Raw genomic sequence first — 21,029 nt, 5'->3', positions numbered from 1 at the left:
ATCCCTCAATGATGAGATCGTACGGAATAAACAGCACTGCTAATCGGGCAGCCAACATGGTGAGCCACTAACTCCAAAGCATCCTGACCCGGCAGCCCGACGGGGCGATAGATAAACTGCTTCCAGCCTTCGGTGTCACGCAACACGATCCGAAGTTGTGGCTGCCGACAGGTATCCAGAATACGTTGCACCACGCGAGACCGCGGGGACACGGTCATGGACACCACCACCACGTCATAACTGCCGTAATCAAAATCTACGCCGTCCGCCTCGACCAGGTTCAAACGTTCAGCCGGGATATCCAGGGCGCTCAGCGCGCCGTGGAGCCCTTGTCGGGCTTTCACAATCGCGCTGTGATCACTATCAATACCCGTCACCACAAAGGATGTTTTCTGCAGGTACAGTAAAATACTCAGCGGCATCGCCCCCACACCGACCTGGCACATCCGCCCCTGGCTACCGTCAAGACTCTTGAGTTCAGCGCTGACCATGCGTTGATAAATCCGGTAGAAAAAACGGCTGAGCGGGCTGCCCTCACTCAACAGGTTTGCCCACTGCTCGCTCAACGTCGACTCGAACAACTGCTCTATCTCAAGCACTTTTCGCTGGCAGTCAGCCATCCGACTGCGCTCGCTACTGTGCGCGGTCTCATCCGAAAAGTTCAGCGGGTAGTTGTTCAATACAATCAATAAATCCGAATACGCTTGAAAGAGTTCACCCTGCCAACGCTGCTCTGCGGGAATGGCCAGCAATCTGTCGATACGCATTGATAGCTCTGCGCCCATTCACGCAACTCCCACACGCTGGCGCTCATCTCGCAGGGACGGTAGCTTTTGCCGGGCGTTGAACTGAAAGTGCTCGCGGCCCACAACCGACAACTCGGCGACACCACGCCGCAAGGCTTCACTCAGTTTGGGGATCTGGCTGAGTACTGACGCAACGTGCGCCTGCAGACTTTGGCCCACCTCGCTATCGGGTAGATCCAACGCCACTTCCACGCGGTCCCGCCCCAACTCGACCGACTTGAGTGTGACCTGGCAATAGGTTGCATCCACGCCCGCGGCGGTCAGTTGCTTGCGCACAAGGTCCAATCGAATCTTGTGCCCTCCCAGGCTGAATTCTTCTTCTACTCTGTCGCCGATGCTCAAGTAATAGGCCGCGTCACCCGAGACTGAAAAGAGCTCGCCGTAGTCGCCAATGCGATAACGAATAAGCGGCACCACAGGCGCTTTGAGATCGGTGACCAATAGTTCACCTTGCTCGCTGACCTCCACGAAAAACCAGTCGGAAAGCACCAAGTGGTGGCCCGCACTCATCTGGGGAGTATTGATCGCGGCAAAGCCCAATTCCGTCGCACCGTAAATGCTATAGAAAGACGCCTGCGGCCACTGTTCACTCACGAACTTGCGCTTGGACAGGTGGAAGGCTTCGCCGACAAAAACAATCTTGCGTATGGGCAACGACACACCGGCACTCAGTGCGGCCTGAGCAACTTGCACAATCCCACTGGGTGACCCCACCAAGACGTCAGCAGAAAAACGTTCCAGCAAATCGAGCAAGAGTGCGTTATTGGACAGGGTATCCGGCCGGCCCACAGGCAGGATGGTCACCCCAATATTCTCAAGCAACCGGCACATGCCCTCGTAGCTGTTACCCAGGCCGCCAGCCGTGAGCAGGTTTGCCACAACGTCATTGGCACTGAATACGTGCTCGGCCATGGCCTGGCGTACTTGGTAGGGGTAGCTGTTTTCGGTTACTCCCTGCAGGAACTTATTCGCCAGAATCACAGGGCCGCGGGTAGTGCCCGAGGTCGAAACGACATAACAGCCCTGCATTTTGCCGGCCGCCAGCAGTTGCCGACCCGACGCTGCCAGGGCGCTTTTATCCATGACGGGGTAGGCGTCGATAAACTCCTGATAGTCCGTTACCGTTTGCAGCGAACCAGGGTAATCCTCACTGATATACCCCATCACCATTTGATTAAACTTATCGACTGGAAAAGCGGTGCGGCGCTGGATTGTTTTCATTGTGCAATCCTTATAATCAAGCATCGACTCGGCGAAAAATCATGGATGCGGCAAGCCCGCCCATGCCAAAAGAGTTCTTGAGGCAATATTCAATATGAGCGCTGCGCGTTTCGCCTATGACATTGGCTGAACACTGCGGGTCTTTCACATCAAGATTACGCGTGCCGGGAATAAAGCCTTCTCTCAACGCAATCAAGGTATTAAGCGTTTCCATGGCCCCGGCGGCAGCGATCATATGCCCATGCAGCGACTTGTTCGCGGTGACCGGCACAGCCTCGGACAACACCGAACAAATCGCGGCGGACTCATGCAAGTCGTTCAACACCGTCGACGTGCCGTGCGCATTCACCAAGCCTATTTGGCTTGCATTCAACTGGGCACTTGCCAGTGCGCGCGTCATTGAAAGTTTCATTTCCCGGCTGTCAGGGTCGGGTTTCACAATATGACTCGCATTCATGCTCGCGCCATACCCCACGACTTCCAGCAACGGCACGGCCCCTCTCTTGAGCGCGCTGGTGTATGTTTCCAACAAGAACAGTACCGCCCCTTCCGCCGGCACATAGCCTGAGCGGCGCGTATCAAAGGGGCGCGACAATCCGTCAGGCGGTAAAGCGGCATCGGTACAGATCACATCAACCGATTCCAGGCCTACATAATGTTCAGGCGTGACCTTGGCACTGGCGCCCCCCACTATTGCCGCGTCGACTCGCCCGCTCGCCACCTGTTCAAAGCCGGTGCCAATCGCTTGTAACGATGCAGAGCAAAGACCGACGTGCACCATGGTCGGGCCGTGGAACGGAACGTGCGCATGGACCTGACGTAACAACTGAGTCGGGTCCATACGGGAAAAGTCACTGATTCGATAGTGCTTTTCCATTACCGCGGCCATGTTTGTAAAGGCGTTATCCGCGTTTCGTTCCAAGTCGTAAACGAAGTCCACGGTCTGATGAATATCAGGAACAGGCTCATCCACCCCGAGAAAACAACCAATACGCTCTGGCGCGAGATGACTTAAATCCGTGCCCGGCCAGGCCAACAAACCCTTGATAGCGTTACTGACATACAGCTCATCCCATGAGCGGCTGCGCCTGGAGGCCGACGCGGGTGTATTGCCTACTTGTGGAATACCCGCGAAATGGCTCTTGAATGTCCCCGTGTCAAACTTGTGGATTTCGCGAATCCCCGACGTTCCTTCGCTGAGTGCCGCTCTTACTGAATCGTAAGTATCACCCAAGGGCGTGCAACAGCCGAGAGCGGTGATCACTACACGTTCTCTCATGATAGTTCTCCCGACAATGCTTGATCAGGAGTTAAATGCCTTAGCTTTTTGACTACCGCACAGGCACAACCAATCCCGATTCCCATCCCGTTCACCAATAGTGTGCGCCCGACCTCGATGCTTTCATCGGCCAAGGAGCACCCCAGATCCACCAGGCCGCTGGTGCTACCGGCGTAGCCTGTGTAAGGCTTGTAACGGCGAACGTCGGCCTCAGGCATGATCTTGAAGACCGCAGCGTCCTCTACCTGGCGCAAGTTGGGTGCGCCATTGTCATACATGATGACCACAGGATGCGTGTCAATAACCGCAGCCGGCAGGCATTGCAGCAAGGCCTCCCAATCCGCTTGTTTTGAATATATCTGTGCGTCAAATCGGCTATAAACCGCAACGATTTCGGCCAGTGCAACATGACCGGAATGTTGCAACAGGGTGGTATTTTCAAGCATCAACGCCACCGCCCCGTAAGTCACGCTGACTTTATCGGCAGTGGCGTCGGCGGGGTCTGTTTCGACCAGCCCCATCTTCCGAAAAGCCTCCAGGTTATCGGCTTTGGTCATATCGCCGACCGCACACAACAAGGCACCGCCCTGCTCGGCTTGTTGCAGCTTGAACAGCGCCTGTTCCAATAAAGACAGCCCGCCCAACGACATACTGCGTAAGGGATACCCGCCACCGGTAAAGCCAAAATATTTGGCAATGTGGTACAGGTTATTAGTCGGTAACTTGCGGAACAGCCTCAGTGGGTGGACAGCGCCTGCCACCCGGCCTAATTCAGCGTGTATGGATTCTGCAGACAGTTCCGGGTGTTTCATTCGGTAGTCGTAGAGAATCTCATAAAAGTCGCGGACGATTTCTGCAGTTGTATAGACATTGATCTCTGCCCGCGCCGCTTGATCAAACGCGCCACCTTGTTCTGCCATGGCGCAGGCGGCGCCTGAGACCAATAGACTGTGTATGGCCGCATCGGACAAGATCGCCCGGTCTTCGCGGGCAATATGTTTAGCTATCTGTGCAGAGAGCACCGCCGGCACCTTGGCCCGTTGCTTGGCGGCTATGGGGAGGATGTCTTGCCGCCCAATATCCGCCAGGTCGAACCCAGATTGTCGTACAGCGAGGCCGGTGATGAAGACACTAGCCATGGGCAAGCGCCTCTAGGCGCCGAGAGCAAAACTCCGGCGTCCAGAAACTACCGATCTTATCCGGCTGAATAACAGTACTGTCAGAAACCTGAAGTATTTCGCTGGCCACTTCCCAGCCCTTGGCTGTCCACTGGCGATCCACACAGAGTGCCGGATCAGCCTGCATTTTATGGAACGGCCATAAGTGTTCGGGCTCAACCTGGGGGTTGATCTGCGACTTAACTTCGAAACAGAAATCAATGAAGTCAATGGACGTAAATCCGATTTGGTCGAATGACTTATCGCTGGGTATTGCGTCGGGACCTTCGAGAAACAGAATATCTGCTGCAATTTGTTTTACTTTGATCAGATACATAGCGATCACACCCCTTCTTCCATGTTTTGTAAAAAACGAGAGCGGCATAAAAGTCAGTCGACTTTATTGTTCTTATAATTGGATCCAATAGATGCTAAACAAATAGCTATAAGCTTGTCAAAATATTTTTTACACATAAAAATCAGACACTGATGAACGGCTGGCACTATTTAATGAATGATAAAAATCGCAGCGCTTTAACCCGCACTGTACGGCCCCTCACTTGCTGTTTAGTTGAATCTACAGCCAATAAAACGGTTAGACGGGCGCCATGGCAACTTCACTTGTCACTTCCCTGTCACGTTTGGCCAGCAACGTGTAGACGCAGGGCAAAACAAATAAGGTGAATAAAGTTCCGATCGACATCCCGGTGGCAATCACCATGCCGATGTCATATCGACTCACTGCCCCAGCCCCCGTCGCAAAAATCAGCGGCACCATGCCAAATACCATGGCAGCCGTCGTCATCAACACCGGCCTCAGGCGAATCGCCGCCGCTTGCTCCACCGCCTCCCGCGGCGATAGCCCTTTGTCTCTGCGCAGCTGGTTGGCAAACTCGACGATCAGAATCCCATGCTTGCTGATCAACCCGATCAGCGTCACCAACCCTACCTGGGTATAAATGTTAAGACTCGACCACCCAAGGAACAGCGGAATCAACGCCCCGCAAATGGATAACGGCACTGTCACCAGAATCACCAGCGGATCGCGGAAGCTCTCAAACTGCGCCGCCAGTACCAGGAAAATAATCGCCAGCGCCAAGCCGAATGTCACCCATAGCGCCTTGCCTTCCTGCACGAACTGGCGCGATTCCCCGCTGTAGTCGAACGCATACCCCGGCGGCGCCTCTTCAATGGCAATCTGCTTCACCGTCTCAATGGCCTCCTCCATGCTGACCAATGGAAAACCCGAGATCAATGCAGAATTGAGCTGCTGGAACTGGTTCAACTGCCGTGGCCGCGCGCGGTCTGTAATGCTGATCAAGGTCGACAGCGGCAATAATTCACCCTGGGTATTTCTGACGTAGTAGCTGTTCAGCCATTCGGGGTTGTCACGGTAGGCACGCTCAACCTGTGCAATGACCTTATAGCTGCGCCCTTCGAGGGTGAACCGGTTTATTTCCGCCTCACCCAACAACGTCGCCAGCGTGCTGCCGAGGTCCTGCATCGACACGCCCATCTGCGATGCCTTGGCGCGATCGATCTCCACCACCACTTCCGGCTTATCAAACGCCAGGTCGATATCGACAAAACCGAACTTGCCCGATTGCATCGCGCGATTTTTTACGCGCTCGGCCACTTTCAGCAGCGACTCATAGTCCTGGGCAGTATTGATGACGAAACCAAAGGGCAGGCCTTCGCCAGTACCGGGCAGAGAAGGCAGGTTGATACCAAATATTTGCAAACCTGGGATCTGCGCCAAGTGCGCCTGCAATTCAGGCAGGATCTCCATCTGAGTGCGACTGCGCTCATTCCACGGCTTGAGCAGAAAACCGCCTATGCCTGACTGCACCCCGTTGTAGCCGTTGATCTGGAACGACGAGTAGTACTCTGGGAATGTCTTGAAGATCTTGATGAATTCATCAGTGTAGGTATTCATGTAATTCAGGTTGGTCGGCTGAGGTGCGCTGGCCATCATGAAAATGATGCCCTGGTCTTCGGAAGGCGCCAATTCCGCCTTGGTGAAGGTGAGAAACACCGGAATCAGGCACAGCACGATCAGCGCGAAGACCACCACCACCGGCCGCGTGTTCAACGTACCGTGAAGCATGCGTTGATAACGTCGTTTGAGCCGGTCAAATACCCGGTCCAACCGGCTCGCCAGCCCGGAAGCGTTTTTGTCATGGCGCAGCAGCAGGACACACATCATTGGCGAAAGTGTCAGCGCGACAACGCCGGAAATCACCACGGCACCGGCCAAGGTCAAAGCAAACTCTTTGAACAGGGCCCCGGTCAGCCCGTCGAGAAAACCAATCGGGGCATAGACCGCCGCCAAGGTGATGGTCATTGAGACAACCGGCAGGGCAATTTCCCGCGCGCCCTCCAATGCTGCGTCCAATGGGCGCTTGCCGTCCTCGATATGCCGGTGAATATTTTCGACCACCACGATCGCATCATCCACGACCAGGCCGATGGCTAGCACCATCGCCAGCAGCGTCAGCAAATTGATGGAGTAACCCATCATCTGCATGAAAAACAGCACGCCGATCATCGACAGCGGAATGGTGATCACCGGTATCACCACCGAACGAAGCGCCCCCAGAAACAAGAACACCACCACGATGACAATCAGCACGGCTTCAAACAGCGTTTTCACCACCTCGTTGATGGACGCCTGGATGAACAAGGTGGCGTCGTAGGCAATATCAACCTTGAGGCTGGGCGGCAACTGGGCCTCCAGCTCAGGCATGATTTTGCGCACTTCCTTGATCACCTCCAGTGGGTTGGCGCTCGGCGCGGCCTTGATTGCGATGTACACAGAGGGCGTGCCACCAAAGGAACTGATCGCGTTGTAGTTTTCCGCACCCATCTCCACCCGTGCTACATCGCGCAGCAGCACCCGGCTGTCACCGTCGGTTTTGAGCGTGATAGCCGCGAAGTTTTCGGCGGACTTCAGTTCGGTAGTGGCGTTGATACTGGTAACCACATACTCGCCCTTTACCTCGCCTGCGGCCGACAGATAGTTGTATCGGCGCACCGCTGCCGTGACGTCATTGGCAGTCAGGCCGAAGCCGGCAAGCTTCACCGGGTCCAGCCAGATACGCATGGCAAATACCTGACTGCCGAGGATTTCGGCTTCGGCCATGCCGGGCAGTGTGGCGAGCTTGGGTTGAATGACCCGCGAGAGGTAGTCGGTAATCTGCGAGTTATTCAATTGCTCGCTGGAGAAGCTGATATACATCAGCGCGGAGGCTTCGGCGGACTCCTTGCTCAGCACAGGGTCTTCAGCATCCGCAGGTAACTTGTTCTTGACCTCGTTGGCCTTGGCCAACAACTCGGTAAACAAACGGTCGCTGTTGGCACCAATGCGCGCGTAGATCGAAATCACCGAAAAATTCTGGCGACTGACCGACGTCATGTAGTCAATCCCCTCGGCACTTGCCAGGCTTTGCTGCAAAGGCTGAGTGATGTAGCCCTGAATCGTCTCGGCATTGGCGCCAGGGTAGGCAGTGGTGACGGTGATCAGGGCGTTTTCCATTTTCGGAAACTGGCGCAGCGCCAACTTGCTGTAGGCCTGAAACCCCAGCAGCACGATGAGCAGGCTGACCACCAGGGCCAGCACCGGCCGACGGATGAAGATGTCGGTGAACTTCATAGCGCACCTTCAACGCGAGCCTGTCGATCGGCCGGCTGGTTCTTGTCAGGGCTGATGGTGATAGGCGTTCCCGTATCCAGCTTCAGCTGGCCAGCGCTGACGACTTGCTCGCCCTGTTGCAACCCGCGGGTCACCAACACCAGGCCACCCCGCCGCTCTCCGGTTTCAACAAAGCGCCGCTCGGCAATCAGCAGCGGCTGGCCGTCTGCATCTTTCTCCACGCTGCCGTCCTCGGCCTTCTTTTGCGCGACCGCGTACACCGAATTACCGTAAAGGGTGTAGGTAATCGCGCTTTCCGGTACCACGATATGAACCGTCGGATTGGGCAGCAGCACCTGCAGATTGGCGAACATGCCCGGGAGCAGTTTGTTATCCGGGTTCGCCAGGGTAGCGCGCACCAACACATTCCGTGTGGTGGTCTCGACCTTGGGGTTGATCGCGCTGACGGTGCCAGGAAACATCTGTTTCGGATAGGCCGAGACTTCTACCTGCACGCCTTGGCCGATCGCAATCTTTGGCACCGATTGCTCAGGGATATAGAAGTCGACGTAAAGACTGCTGAGGTCCTGCAACGTGGCAATCACTGTCCCGCTGGCCAGATAATCCCCAACATCCACCTGGCGAATACCAATGACCCCGCTGAAGGGCGCAAGAATGTGCTTCTTGGCGAGGGTGGCCTTGAGCTGGTTCACCGTGGCTTTGTTTTTTTGCAACTGGGCTGAAAGGCGGTCGAACTCACCCTTGGAGATGGCGTGATCACCAACGAGTTGGCTGCCGCGCCCATAATCCAACTGTGCCAGTCCAAGATCTGACTGGGCGGTTTCCAATTGCGCCTGCTCTACCGCACTGTCCAGCCGGACCAGGGGTTGCCCGACCTGAACCTTTTGCCCCGACTCGAACTGCACGTCCTTGACCGTCCCGGCGGTCTCCAGGCTCAGGCTCACACCGCGCAACGCCTTGAACGCCCCCACGGCCGGCAAGCGCTGCTGCCAGGGCTGCTCAACCGCAGTCACCACTGCCACGCTGACGGGCGGTTGAGGCTTGGTAAAACCCTGAATCTGTTGATAGATGGCAAACGCTTTATAGGCCGCCAACATCAACACCACAACCAGAGAAACACCCAACATGATCAGCATGCGACGGCGCAACATATTCCTAATCCTTGGAAAAATTTGAACACGCGAAGATGAATCAGCGAGCACATTACTCCGAGTATCAAGATGTTTCCAAGAGAGATTTTTGACAGTTTTTCGGTCGAGGAAGGCAAATCATTGTGCTAGAGCCCTGCGCGTCATTCGAGGGCCTGGCGTTCGACGGTTTCTGTCGCGGATCGGTAAGAAAATGCCGTGGGTGGCTGGAAAAGCACCTGCGTAGGTGCCGATTGCGCACCAAATCCAAGGCAAAAAAAAGCCTGCATCGCTGCAGGCTTTTCTCTATCTGGCTCCACGACCTGGACTCGAACCAGGGACCCAATGATTAACAGTCATTTGCTCTACCAACTGAGCTATCGCGGAATGCGCCGTATGTTACTGATTAAAAAGAAGAAGTCAAGCATTGAGGTGCATTTGGACGAAATCCTGCAAATTCCGCTTGCAGCCCGCTATACCGGACTGGCCATTTCCTTGGCCAGATCCAGCCACGCGCGCGCCGCCGGTGGCAGGTGTGCGCTGGCGCGCCAGGCCAGGGCGATGTGCCAGTCGGTGTGGGGTTCGTCCAACGCAATCAAGGCGATGCCCGCGTGCTGATGTTTGACCGCGAGCATGCGTGGCAGGAAGGCGACGCCCAGCCCGGCCGCCACCAGGTCAACGATAAAATCGATCTGCCCGCTGCGTGCGGTCACTCGGGGCGTGACGCCTTTGCGTTCACAAGCGGCGAGGATCTTGGCGTTCAGGGCGAAGCCGGCTTCGAACAAAATGAACGGTGAATCGGCCAGGTCGGTGAAGTCGATGCGTGTGCGCTTGGCCAGTGGGTGGTTGATGGGCAGTACCGCCATCAGTGGTTCATTGCGCACTGGCTGGTAGTCGAAAGCCTGGTCCACCGGCAACAGCAGCGCGGCGAGGTCGACCTCCCCGGCTTCCAGGCATTCGCGCAGTTTTTTGCTGCCGTATTCGGTGAGCTCGATTTCGATCTCCGGGTAGCGGCTGCGGTACGCTGCGAACATCGCCGCGAACAGCACGCCGCAGCCTACCGGTGGCAGGCCGATGCGCAGTACGCCGCGTTTGAGGCCGCGCAGGTCGTTTATCTCGGCCACCAGGTCGTTGTGTTCGGCGAGTAACACCAGGGCGCGGCGGTAGGCGATTTCGCCGGCCGCCGTCAGCTCGTTACGGTGGCCCAGGCGGTTGAGCAGCGGCGTGCCAAGCTCGTCTTCGAGGGTCTTGACCGCCTTGCTCACCGTGGATTGGGTCAGGGCCACCACTTCAGCCGCCTGGGAGAAACCGCCCTGGCGCACCACTTCGACAAACGCCCGCACGGTTCTCAGGTTCATCGGTATTCCTATAGCGACTGGATGCTAGTAATAAAAGTTGTTTTTATCATGCCAGCTTTTTGCTTATGGTGGTGCGACCCAGCTCTGTGGAGAACCCGTTCATGATCATCTCGTCCGCCTCCGACTACCGTGCAGCCGCCAAACGCAAGCTGCCGCGCTTTCTGTTCGATTACATCGACGGCGGCGCCTACGCCGAGCACACCCTGCGCGCCAACAGTTCGGACCTGGCCGAGATCAGCCTGCGCCAGCGCATCCTGCGCAATGTCGACAACCTGAGCCTCAAGACCCGCTTGTTCGGCCAGGAACTGGCCATGCCGGTGATTCTCAGCCCCGTGGGCCTGACCGGCATGTATGCGCGACGTGGCGAAGTGCAGGCGGCCAAGGCGGCAGCCAACACGGGCATCCCGTTTTGCCTGTCCACAGTGTCGGTATGCCCGATTGAAGAAGTGGCGTCGCAAAGCCCGCAGTCGATCTGGTTCCAGCTCTATGTGCTCAAGGACCGCGGCTTTATGCGCAACGCGCTGGAGCGCGCCCAGGCGGCGGGCGTGACCACGCTGGTGTTCACCGTCGATATGCCCACACCCGGCGCGCGTTACCGTGATGCGCATTCGGGCATGTCCGGGCCCTATGCGGCGCAGCGCCGGATGCTGCAGGCCGTGTGCAAGCCGCAATGGGCCTTCGATGTGGGCTTGATGGGCCGCCCACACGACCTGGGCAATATTTCCAAATACCTTGGCAAGCCCACCCACCTGGAAGACTACATTGGCTGGCTGGCGAATAATTTCGACCCGTCGATCAGCTGGAAAGACCTGGAGTGGATCCGTGAGTTCTGGAAAGGCCCGATGATCATCAAGGGCATCCTCGACCCCCAGGACGCCAAGGACGCAGTGAGTTTCGGCGCCGACGGCATCGTGGTCTCCAACCACGGCGGACGCCAGCTCGATGGCGTATTGTCGACCGCCAAAGCCCTGCCGCCGATTGCCGAAGCCGTGGGCAATGACCTTACGGTGCTGGTGGACTCCGGCATTCGTTCCGGGCTTGACGTGGTGCGCATGCTCGCCCTGGGCGCCAAAGGCTGCCTGCTGGGGCGCTCGACGGTGTATGCGCTGGCCGCCGCCGGCCAGTCCGGGGTGGAAAACCTGCTGGATATCTTCGCCAAGGAGATGCGCGTGGCCATGACCTTGACCGGCGTGACCTCGATTGATCAGATTGACCACACCACTTTGGTTCAAAAAGCCAAATAACTGACGTCAGGGCGCAACGACTGGGGTGAGTTTTTTAAACAGTCGTTGATTTATAAGGCGTTTTTTTAAGTTAAACAAACTGGCATGAATCTCGCTCTAACCCCTTTCAAGCAGGTTAAGCGATGACAAGACGTGTGGCAGGGCCCATGGGTTATAACCCATGGCAAAGCGGTTTAAACTGTTTCCAATGTTTTACGGAACTGAAGGAACAGTAAGGCGCCTGGCATTTGCCACTCTCGTGCAGCCTGTAAGACAGTTAAGTGCTTAGAGGCCGTCAGCTTATGAAATCACCTACCCAGACCAACGCAATTGACTTCGACAGTGCCAAATTGCAACGCCTGGGGTTTGGTCAGCCGTCCCTGCTTCCACGTCGCCCCACCACACTTGCGCAACTTCGTCAGCAACTGAGCCAGCAATTGCAAACCAGCCTTGAGCCGGAACGCATTTTGGCGCTGTTCTTTCGCGAGGTTCAGCGGCTGGTGCCGTTGGACGCGCTGCAATATCGCCATGAGGCCAGCGACTTGCGCCTGGAGTTTGGCCATCGTGGGCACCACTCGGTGAGCTACACCTTGAGCCATGAAGGCGAGCACCTGGGCGAGTTGATATTCCGGCGCAACCAGCGTTTGCTGGACGACGAATTGGCGCAGCTTGAGTCGTTGCTGTCGACCCTGCTGTACCCGATGCGCAACGCCCTGCTCTACCGCGCCGCCACCCGCAGCGCCCTGCGTGACCCGCTGACCGAAACCGGCAACCGCATTGCGATGGACCAGACGCTGCAACGGGAAATCGACATGGCCCGGCGGCACCTGAGCCCACTGTCCTTGCTGATGCTGGACATTGACCATTTCAAGAAAATCAACGACACCCACGGCCATGCGGCGGGCGACATCGTATTGCGCGCGGTCGCCGACTCGATCAAAAGCCAGTTGCGCAATGTGGACATGGTGTTTCGGTTTGGCGGGGAAGAGTTTTTGATTTTGCTGTCGAACACCGGCCGGGATGCGGCAGGTTTGGTCGGCGAACGCCTGCGTCGGGCGGCAGAGGCCAAGGACTATTGGGCCGATGGCAAGCGGATTGAACTGACGGTGAGCCTGGGTTGCTCGACACTGTTGGCGGCCGAGTCGGCAGAAAGCCTGTTGCGGCGGGCCGATAACGCCCTGTACGTGGCCAAGCGCGAAGGTCGCAACCGCTTGGCAATGGCGGGGTAAACCCCCGCCATCACGCTTACATCACGCCTCGCTGGCGACGCGAACCTGACGCTCGCGAACGGCTGCTGGCGCCTTTGCTTTTTCGTTCTCCAACCGCATGCAACTTTCCAAAAACAGGTACATGTAGTCGTAGCTCTTGCACACCGCCTGGCGCAGTTCTACCTGCAAGGCTTTGCTCGGGTTCATCCCCGCCAATGTGCAGATGATTTCCAGCGCTTCCCAAGGGTGGGCGTCGTCGTATTGCGCGTGCATCTTCAACCACTTCATGGCGCGCTTGCGGTCTTCTTCAGGGAAGGCGGCCGCATACACACCGGTCGAGCACACCACGGCAGACCACTCCCCGGTCGCCCCCTCGATCGCGTAGTTGGTCGCTGCAATCGCCACGATCAATGAATCAGCCGAACTGGTGTGCCAGCACCAGTGACTCAGTGCATGCAACTCCGGGGGTACGTTCTGCGCTTGCAACTCTTCCAGGCTTACACCGTGGGCGCGCGCCCAGTGCACCCAATAGTCGGCGTGGTTGAGTTCCACGCGAATATTGCGCATCAGCCACCGGCGCGCCATATCCTCTCCAGGATGACGGGCAAACTTGGTCTTGGTGAGGTTCTGTGCCATGTACAAGGCAAACTGTTCAACCACTGGCCAGCCACCGATCAGGTAGTGGCGCATGGTTTTGGCGCTGAGCGTGTTGTCACGCATGCGCTGGTACAGTTCGTGTTCGACAACCCGGCGCTTGCTCTCACTACAGTCCTGGATCAGTTGTTGCGCCCAGGCCGGGTAACTCGAGGCTTCCATAAGCGGGCCGGTTCGGTTGAAGGTGTCGATCACTGTAGGGCTCCTTTTCTAGTGTGATTGTACAGACCGTCGAATGCTTCAGCGGAATGTGCCGGGCGCCTTTAGCAACAGTGGCTGCGGCCGCACAGGTCGGCATTGCAGACTATCAAAGGTAAACAATTGCGGACGTTCGATCAGGTAGCCCTGAGCATAATCCACACCGATCTCAAGTAAAGCCTGTTCGATCAGCGGTGTTTCAACAAATTCGGCAATTGTGCGCTTACCCATGACGTGGCCGATGTGGTTGATCACTTCGACCATGGCACGGTTAATCGGGTCGTCCAGCATATCCTTTACGAAACTCCCGTCGATCTTCAGGAAGTCTACAGGCAAATGTTTAAGATAGGCGAATGAAGACATTCCGGCACAAAAGTCATCGAGTGAAAAATGGCAACCTAAGGCCTTGAGTTCATTAATAAAGCGGATCGCACTACCCAAATTGGCAATAGCACTGGTCTCGGTTATTTCAAAACAAATCATTTCCGGCGGAATGCTGTAAGCCTCGAATTTCTCACGTAAAAATCCGAGAAAATCATCATCTCCAATAGTTATGCCTGACAGATTAATCGCACACATAGCCATAGGACGGCCCGCACGCTCTTGCATACAACGGGCGATAATCTTAAATACGTTCTCCACCACCCAACGGTCCAGCGAAGTCATCAAACCGTAACGTTCGGCAGCCGGAATAAAACTGTCCGGCAGGATGATCCGACCCGCCTCGTCATGCAGACGCAGGAGGATCTCAATATGACCATTGCCGCCATCGGTGTGACCCAGCGGCGAGATTTCCTGGGAATAGAGGCAAAAACGATCTTCTTCCAGGGCCATGTGCAGGCGCTGCACCCAGGCCATTTCGCCAAAGCGCAGGGACAATTCCGAGTCATCGGCATGGTAGACCTGCACCCGGTTTCGGCCCTTTTCCTTGGCCATATAACAGGCCATATCAGCCGCGCGCAACGACGTTTCCAGGGTGGTCGGCGATTGCGAGATATGCACCAGGCCAATGCTCACGGTGGTCATGAACGGCCGGCCTTTCCACACAAAGTGCAGGCTTTGCACGGTGTGGCGCAGGCTTTCGGCGATCTTTTCCGCCACCGCTGCCGGGCAGTTCTCCAACAGAATGCCGAACTCGTCGCCGCCCAGGCGCGCCAGGGTGTCGCCTTCGCGCAGGTCCGATTGCAGCAACGCACAGATATGCCGCAACAGCTCATCACCCGCTGCATGCCCGCAGGTGTCGTTGACCAACTTGAACTGGTCGAGGTCGAGGAACATCAGGGCATGCCGCCCGCTCTGCTGGCGCGACACCTGTTGCAACACCTGCTCCAGGCGGAACTCGAATTCGCGGCGGTTGGCCAGGCCCGTCAAGGCATCGTGGGTCGCCTGCCACGACAGGTTAGCGATGTACTGGCGCTCTTGAGTCATGTCGTGCAGCACCAGCACCGCGCCGCTGACCTTGCCGGCACTGCGGATCGGCGCACCAACCAGGGTGACTGACACCGTGCTGCCGTCCATGCGCTGGATCAGCTTGGAATGCCCGCTGCCACCACTGAGTTCGCCCTTGATAATGTGTTCGATCAGGGCAAAACCATCGGGCTCGGCATTCTCGTCGAGCAGGTTGAATAACGCAGCCAACGGCAAACCTTGGGCCTGCGCGTTTTTCCAATGGGTCAGCGCCTCGGCGGCCGGGTTCATGTAGGCAATCGCGCCGTCGACATCCGTGGTGATCACGCCGTCACCAATCGACTCCAGGGTGATCTGCGCCCGCTCCTTCTCGGCTTGCAGCGCGGTGGCAAAGGCGTGGCGTTGAGTCAGCAGCTTATGGGTACGCAGCAGCGCCAGCACGATCAAACCCAGGGCAGTGGCCAGGTTGGTGATCAGCAGCAGGCGCAGGATCATCCGCGAACCTTCGCCCAAGGCATCGCTGAAGGCCTTGGCCGCCGGCGTCACGCCTTCGTTGATGGCGATGATGTGCTTCTTCCAGTCGGCAACGTCGCCAGAGTTGACTTGATCGCTGTGGAACGCCCGGTGCATCGCCTGGGCCAGGTCATCGAGTTGCATCAGGTAACCATCGCCGACGGTCCACAGTTCGATGGCTTTTTCCAGGTAACTGAAATGACGAAAATTGAGGTACAGCCAGATCAGGCTGGACACGTCATCGGGGTGGTTGCCGCCCTTGAGGATGCCCAGGCGCGCGGCCGCAAGATCGGGCGTGGGCTGGTCCAGCGCCACCCGCAACTCATGGCCGCCCTGGGGCACGGCGATGGCCTGCTGGTATTTGAGGAAGGTCGCTTCGTCGCGGTTATCGGCGTAAAGGGTCAGGTAGTAGATGGCATCTTTCTGGCCCTTGGACCACAAGCTCTCGCCTGCCACATAGCCGCGCACTGCTGACAGCACGTAGAGGCTGACGCAGCCCAGCAATGCCTGGAACAGCACGACGGCAATAAAGGGCCAGACAATGCCCAGCAACCGAGGCCTGCTTAACGTCGCTCCGAGAGTACGCTTTTGCTTCATGAGGTCCCTTGCACATGCACTGCTTGATACGCACGCGAAAATCCGCTCTCGATAGCTCAGCTAAATCAACGCACTTGTTGCAGATGCCCATAGAGCTTGGCGTACAGCCCTCCATCGGCAATCAACTGCTGATGGTCGCCATCTTCGGCGATATGCCCGCCATCAAACACCATTACCCGGTCCGCCTGCTTCACCGCAGAAAGCCTGTGGGCGATGATCAGTGTAGTACGCCCACTGAGAAACCGCGCCAGCGCCTGGTGCAGGTTGTATTCGGTAGCGGCGTCCAGGGCCGAGGTGGCCTCGTCCAGTATTACCACTTTCGGCTCGGCCAGCACCATACGCGCGATCGCCAGGCGTTGGCGCTGCCCGCCGGAAAAACGCACACCCGAGCGCCCCACCACGCTGTCCAGGCCCAAGGGCAGTGCCTTGACGGTAGCATCCAACTGGGCGATTTCCAGTGCCTGCCAGCAGGCTTGGTCGCTGCGGGCGCGGCCCATGGTCAGGTTGGCGCGCACGGTGTCATTGAACAGCGCCGGGTGTTGCAGCACCACTGCGACGTTCTCGCGGATGGTCGCCAGGCCGATTTCCTGCTGGGTGGCACCGCCGAAACGGATACTGCCGGCCTGGGGCGTATAGAGGCCCAACAGCAGTTGCACCAGAGTACTTTTGCCACCGCCGCTGGCGCCGACAATCGCGACCTTCTCGCCGGGTGCGATGGCCAGGTTCAACTGGTTGAGTACCAACTCTTCGCCATAGCCGAAGTTGAGGCCGCGCACCTCGATGCCGACGGTCTCACGCCCGGTGAACGGGTCTTCGCCGCCGGCATATTGCGGCTCGTCAGCCCGAGCCAGCAGCTCGTTGATACGCGTCAGCGCACCCCCTGCGGCGTAATAGGCATATTGCAGGTTCAGCAGTTGCTCCACGGGGCCGATCATGAACCACAGGTAGCTGAACACCGCGAGCATCTGGCCGATGGACAGGTCGGAAAACAACACGGTGAGCATCGCCGCTGCGCGAAAGATGTCGATACCGAACTGGAACAACAAGCCACTGGCGCGGCTGGAGGCGTCGGTTTTCCATTGCGAGTGGATCGCGTAGTCGCGTACTTCCTGGGCGCGCTGGCCCAGGCGCCCAAGGAAAAACCCCTGGCGATTGCCGGCACGCACTTCCTGGATGGCGTCGAGGGTTTCGGTCAGCGCCTGGGTAAAACGCGACGTGCTGTCGTTCTCCAGCTTCTTCAGGTGTTTGACGCGTTTGCCCAACTGCACCGTGGCGTAGATCACCAAGGGGTTGAACAGCAGAATCAACAGCGCCAGTTGCCAGTGCATCCACACCAGAATCGCCGAGGTGCCGACCAGCGTGAGCATGGCCACCAGAAAGCGGCTGAGGGTTTCACCGACAAACTTGTCCAGCGTGTCCAGGTCGGTGACCAGGTGCGTGGTCACCGTACCACTGCCCAGGCTTTCGTATTCGCCCAGGGAAATCCGCTTGAGCCGTTCGATCAGGCGCACGCGGATGCGGTACACAATATCCTTGGCCAGCCGCGCAAACAGCCGCGCCTGCACCACGTTGAACACCAGCGCGCCGCAGCGCAGGCATAGGGTCACCAACAGCATCAGGCCGATATACCCAGCGGCCTTTTGCCAGCCCAGTGGCAACGCGTGGTTCATCACCTTGAGCGCGGCATCGCCGTGGCCCAGCAGCACTTCGTCCACCAGCAGCGGCAACAGCAAAGGAATAGGCACGCTGCACAGGGTCGCCAGCACGGCAACGCCATTGGCGATCCACAGGGATTTCTTGTGACGCAGCGCCAGGCGGCGAATTTCCGCCCAGGTCAGTCGGTCGGTGCGTTTGGGCTCATCCTGCACAGGTGGCACGCTCCAGCCATCGGGCGAGCAAGGGCGACAGCTCGGACAACGGCTGATAGCCGTTGGTCAGCAACGCCAACTGGCCATTACGCTCGGCCAGCAACGTCGGGAAACCGGCAATGCCCAGGTCCTGCACCCAGGTAAAATCAGCCGCCGTCGCCGCATGTTGCTCGGCGCGGTCGAAGGCGCCGGCAAACTCGATGCGCGGAATACCGGCCTGCTCGGCCAGTTCCACCAGCACGCTGGCGAGGGTCACATCCCGGCCTTCGACATAAAACGCCCGCTGGATCAGCCCCAACAGTGTCCAGGCGCAATCCGGCGCCAGGCTGCGCGCGGTGACGATGGCGCGGCACGCAGGCTCGGTGTCATAGACAAAGCCGTCGGGCAACGCGCCTTCACGCTTGAACGGCTGGCCGGTGGCGTCGGTGACGGCCTGCCAGTGCTCAAGGATATAGCGCCGCGTAGTCGGCTCCAGCGCCGCGCCGCTGCCGGTGCGCAAACCGCCCACCACCAGGTGCACGTCCACGCCGGCCGCCTGGGCCTGCTCAACCAGCGCCTGCGCCACCGGAGCAAAGCCCCAGCACCAGGAACACATCGGGTCCATCACATAGAGCAGGCGCGCGGGCATGGGTCAGGCCTCGGAAGGGGTTTGCTTGTAGTTGAAGCCAATCGGGTGCGGCATGTTGCGGGCCTTGGCCAGCTCGATCTGCTTTTGCCGATCGATGGCGCTGCGACGGGTCTTCTCCGGCAGCTTATCCCAGCAATGCGGGCAACTGATGCCCGCCACATAATGCTCGGACGCGCGGTCTTCTACGCTGACAGGTGTGCGACAGGCATGACATTGATCGTAGTCGCCTTCGCTGAGGTCGTGGCGCACGGTGACGCGATTGTCGAAGACAAAACAGTCGCCCTGCCATTTGGTTTCTGCCTGCGGCACCTCTTCGAGGTACTTCAGGATCCCGCCTTTAAGGTGGTAAACCTCGTCGAAACCTTCGCTCAGCATGTAGCTGGAGGCTTTTTCGCAGCGAATGCCACCGGTGCAGAACATCGCGACTTTCTTGTGCTTGGCCGGGTCGAAATTGGCTTTGATATAGTCGGGAAATTCGCGAAAACTGGTGGTTTTCGGGTCGATTGCGCCTTCAAAGGTGCCGATCGACACTTCGTAGTCGTTGCGCGTGTCGATCAACAGCACTTCAGGGTCGCTGATCAGCGCGTTCCAGTCCTGCGGGTCGACGTAGGTGCCGACCTTTTTGTTCGGGTCAACGCCTTCGACGCCCAGGGTCACGATCTCTTTCTTGAGCTTGACCTTGGTGCGGTAGAACGGCTGATCGTCGCAGTACGACTCTTTGTGGTCGATGTCGTCCATGCGCGGGTCGTTCTTGAGCCAGGCCATCAGGCCGTCAATGCCTTCGCGGCTGCCGGAAACGGTGCCGTTGATGCCTTCTTCAGCGATCAGCAAGGTGCCTTTGATGCCGTTATCGACCATTGCCTGCAGCAGTGGCTCGCGCAGGGCGACGTAATCTTCGAGGGTGACGAACTTATACAGTGCCGCCACGACGATCGGTTGAGTCATGGGTGTTCTCTCCAGGTGGCTACCCTCGTAAGGGGTGAACCGGATGCAAAAAAAACGCGCCGGCTAAGCGGCGCGTTGCGGATTCTAACAAATGCCGGGTGTCAGAGACACCTGATCATTAGTCATGCCCGCCGGCGCAGGTCGGCGAGGCCGGGGCTGCGTCGATTTTCGCCCATTCTTCAGGCGTATAGGTATGCAGCGCCAACGCATGAAATTCGCTCATCAGGTCACCCAGGGTGGCGTAGACCGTCTGGTGGCGCTTGACGCGGTTGAGCCCCTCGAACTGCTGGCAGACCAGCACGGCCTTGAAGTGGGTCTGCAACCCACGGCTGTGCATGTGGCTTTCATCCAGCACGCTCACGTGGTGCGGGCTCAGGGCGGCGAGCGCCGTTTCGATACGCTGTTGCATGGTCATTCCTGCTTACTTCTTCTTGGCCGGTGCGGCGGCTTTTGGCGCCAGCTCGTTGGTCATGTCTTCGAGCAGCTTGTTCACCACCGGCACGGCGCTTTCCAGCTTGGCCTGGGTCATCTGGGCCGATTGCTGGGTCAGTTGCGGCATTTTTTCCAGGACTTTCTTGCCCAGTGGCGACTGGTAGAACGCTACCAGGTCCTTGAGCTCGGATTCGCTGAAGTTGGTGGTGTAAAGCTTGACCATGTCCGGCTTCAGCTTCGGCCAGCCGATGGCCTGGTCCAGCGCGGCGTTGGCCTTGGCCTGGTAGCTGTCCAGTACGGACTGCTTGGCGGCAGGTGCCTTGGTCTGTTCGAAACGCTGGGCGAACATTTGCTGCACTTGCATGTACACCGGGGTACCCAGCTTGTCAGCGTGGGCCAGGGTCAGGAAGGCTTCGGCACTGGCGTTATGGCTGGCGGTATCGGCAAAAACCTGGCCGCTGGCGCAAACCAGAGCAACCGCGGTACAGATGGCACGAAGACGAGTCATCGAGTTTCCTTTCTAGCAGGCGAGGTAAGACCCCAAGGGCGACCATTCTGCGCCTAAAAAACCTCGCGGCTCAACCCCAGGCCTTGTTCGGCCTGGTTTTGCCGGGGCATGGGCGCGCAATCCACCTTTCGGTGGGAGCGGCATGCAGCCTGAACCTCATGGGAATACCCTCGATGAAACGTCTTTTATGGAACCCCCACCCCCAAGCACAGCCTAAACTGCGCAAACGAACCTGAAGGAGTGTGCCC

At 58.0% G+C, this 21,029-nt stretch carries 17 protein-coding genes and 1 tRNA gene; 2 read left to right on the top strand and 16 right to left on the bottom strand.

The genetic code is table 11. From position 1 onward, the window contains the following. Positions 1–5: 5 nt before the first annotated feature. The 9 genes from AOA59_RS11090 to AOA59_RS11050 all read right to left on the bottom strand — a co-directional run bounded on the left by AOA59_RS11090 (position 6) and on the right by AOA59_RS11050 (position 10,600). Positions 6–767 carry a hypothetical protein gene (locus tag AOA59_RS11090; RefSeq protein ID WP_158235238.1) on the bottom strand — a complete coding sequence of 254 codons (762 nt, stop codon included), beginning with the start codon at positions 765–767 and terminating at the stop codon, positions 6–8. An 18-nt stretch (positions 768–785) separates the two neighbouring features. Continuing rightward, complete coding sequence (locus tag AOA59_RS11085; protein WP_099487298.1) at positions 786–2,027, bottom strand: AMP-binding protein; 1,242 nt, start codon at positions 2,025–2,027, stop codon at positions 786–788. Between the two features lie 16 nt (positions 2,028–2,043). Continuing rightward, entirely contained in the window at positions 2,044–3,306 is a 1,263-nt protein-coding gene (locus AOA59_RS11080; RefSeq protein WP_065931367.1) for a beta-ketoacyl-[acyl-carrier-protein] synthase family protein, read from the bottom strand. Beyond that, positions 3,303–4,445 carry a hypothetical protein gene (locus tag AOA59_RS11075; RefSeq protein WP_099487296.1) on the bottom strand — a complete coding sequence of 381 codons (1,143 nt, stop codon included), beginning with the start codon at positions 4,443–4,445 and terminating at the stop codon, positions 3,303–3,305. The genes AOA59_RS11080 and AOA59_RS11075 overlap by 4 nt, the downstream gene beginning before the upstream one ends. Beyond that, positions 4,438–4,800, bottom strand: a complete 363-nt coding sequence (locus AOA59_RS11070) for a phosphopantetheine-binding protein (RefSeq protein WP_143522775.1) — start codon at positions 4,798–4,800, stop codon at positions 4,438–4,440. Before AOA59_RS11070 ends, AOA59_RS11075 begins: the two co-directional genes overlap by 8 nt. Before the next feature lie 258 nt (positions 4,801–5,058). Beyond that, positions 5,059–8,115: a multidrug efflux RND transporter permease subunit gene (locus AOA59_RS11065; RefSeq protein ID WP_099487292.1), complete on the bottom strand. Its 3,057-nt coding sequence runs from the start codon at positions 8,113–8,115 to the stop codon at positions 5,059–5,061. Further along, positions 8,112–9,266, bottom strand: a complete 1,155-nt coding sequence (locus tag AOA59_RS11060; protein WP_065931363.1) for an efflux RND transporter periplasmic adaptor subunit — start codon at positions 9,264–9,266, stop codon at positions 8,112–8,114. The genes AOA59_RS11065 and AOA59_RS11060 overlap by 4 nt, the downstream gene beginning before the upstream one ends. Before the next feature lie 287 nt (positions 9,267–9,553). After that, positions 9,554–9,629, bottom strand: a tRNA-Asn gene (locus AOA59_RS11055). Positions 9,630–9,715: 86 nt separating this feature from the next. After that, positions 9,716–10,600: a LysR family transcriptional regulator gene (locus AOA59_RS11050; RefSeq protein WP_069786556.1), complete on the bottom strand. Its 885-nt coding sequence runs from the start codon at positions 10,598–10,600 to the stop codon at positions 9,716–9,718. Between the two features lie 101 nt (positions 10,601–10,701). On the opposite strand from AOA59_RS11050, the gene lldD reads away from it, so the two are divergent. Beyond that, positions 10,702–11,844: an FMN-dependent L-lactate dehydrogenase LldD gene (lldD, locus tag AOA59_RS11045; RefSeq protein ID WP_099487290.1), complete on the top strand. Its 1,143-nt coding sequence runs from the start codon at positions 10,702–10,704 to the stop codon at positions 11,842–11,844. Between the two features lie 281 nt (positions 11,845–12,125). Beyond that, the gene (locus AOA59_RS11040; protein ID WP_065931360.1) at positions 12,126–13,052 is read left to right on the top strand and encodes a GGDEF domain-containing protein; all 927 of its coding nucleotides are present in this window, start codon (positions 12,126–12,128) and stop codon (positions 13,050–13,052) included. Between the two features lie 21 nt (positions 13,053–13,073). Here AOA59_RS11040 and AOA59_RS11035 read toward each other — a convergent pair whose 3' ends face one another. The 7 genes from AOA59_RS11035 to AOA59_RS11005 all read right to left on the bottom strand — a co-directional run bounded on the left by AOA59_RS11035 (position 13,074) and on the right by AOA59_RS11005 (position 20,781). Beyond that, positions 13,074–13,847: a TenA family transcriptional regulator gene (locus AOA59_RS11035; protein ID WP_218177998.1), complete on the bottom strand. Its 774-nt coding sequence runs from the start codon at positions 13,845–13,847 to the stop codon at positions 13,074–13,076. A gap of 78 nt (positions 13,848–13,925) precedes the next feature. Then, positions 13,926–16,400, bottom strand: coding sequence for an EAL domain-containing protein (locus AOA59_RS11030; RefSeq protein ID WP_099487289.1), 2,475 nt, complete (start codon positions 16,398–16,400; stop codon positions 13,926–13,928). Positions 16,401–16,465: 65 nt separating this feature from the next. Continuing rightward, positions 16,466–18,268, bottom strand: coding sequence for an ABC transporter ATP-binding protein (locus AOA59_RS11025; protein WP_099487287.1), 1,803 nt, complete (start codon positions 18,266–18,268; stop codon positions 16,466–16,468). Next, entirely contained in the window at positions 18,258–18,863 is a 606-nt protein-coding gene (locus AOA59_RS11020) for a DsbA family protein (protein ID WP_177034541.1), read from the bottom strand. The genes AOA59_RS11025 and AOA59_RS11020 overlap by 11 nt, the downstream gene beginning before the upstream one ends. A gap of 36 nt (positions 18,864–18,899) precedes the next feature. Next, the gene (locus AOA59_RS11015; RefSeq protein ID WP_065931357.1) at positions 18,900–19,841 is read right to left on the bottom strand and encodes a rhodanese-related sulfurtransferase; all 942 of its coding nucleotides are present in this window, start codon (positions 19,839–19,841) and stop codon (positions 18,900–18,902) included. Between the two features lie 118 nt (positions 19,842–19,959). Beyond that, positions 19,960–20,256, bottom strand: coding sequence for a BolA family transcriptional regulator (locus AOA59_RS11010; RefSeq protein WP_065931356.1), 297 nt, complete (start codon positions 20,254–20,256; stop codon positions 19,960–19,962). Positions 20,257–20,262: 6 nt separating this feature from the next. Then, positions 20,263–20,781, bottom strand: a complete 519-nt coding sequence (locus AOA59_RS11005; protein WP_003175221.1) for a DUF2059 domain-containing protein — start codon at positions 20,779–20,781, stop codon at positions 20,263–20,265. Between the last annotated feature and the right edge of the window lie 248 nt (positions 20,782–21,029).

It is taken from the genome of Pseudomonas sp. 2822-15 (assembly GCF_002742515.1).
Lineage (GTDB): Bacteria > Pseudomonadota > Gammaproteobacteria > Pseudomonadales > Pseudomonadaceae > Aquipseudomonas > Aquipseudomonas salomonii.
The sequence above is the reverse complement of the archived record's forward strand: the minus strand, read 5'-3'. Positions and strand labels throughout refer to the sequence as shown.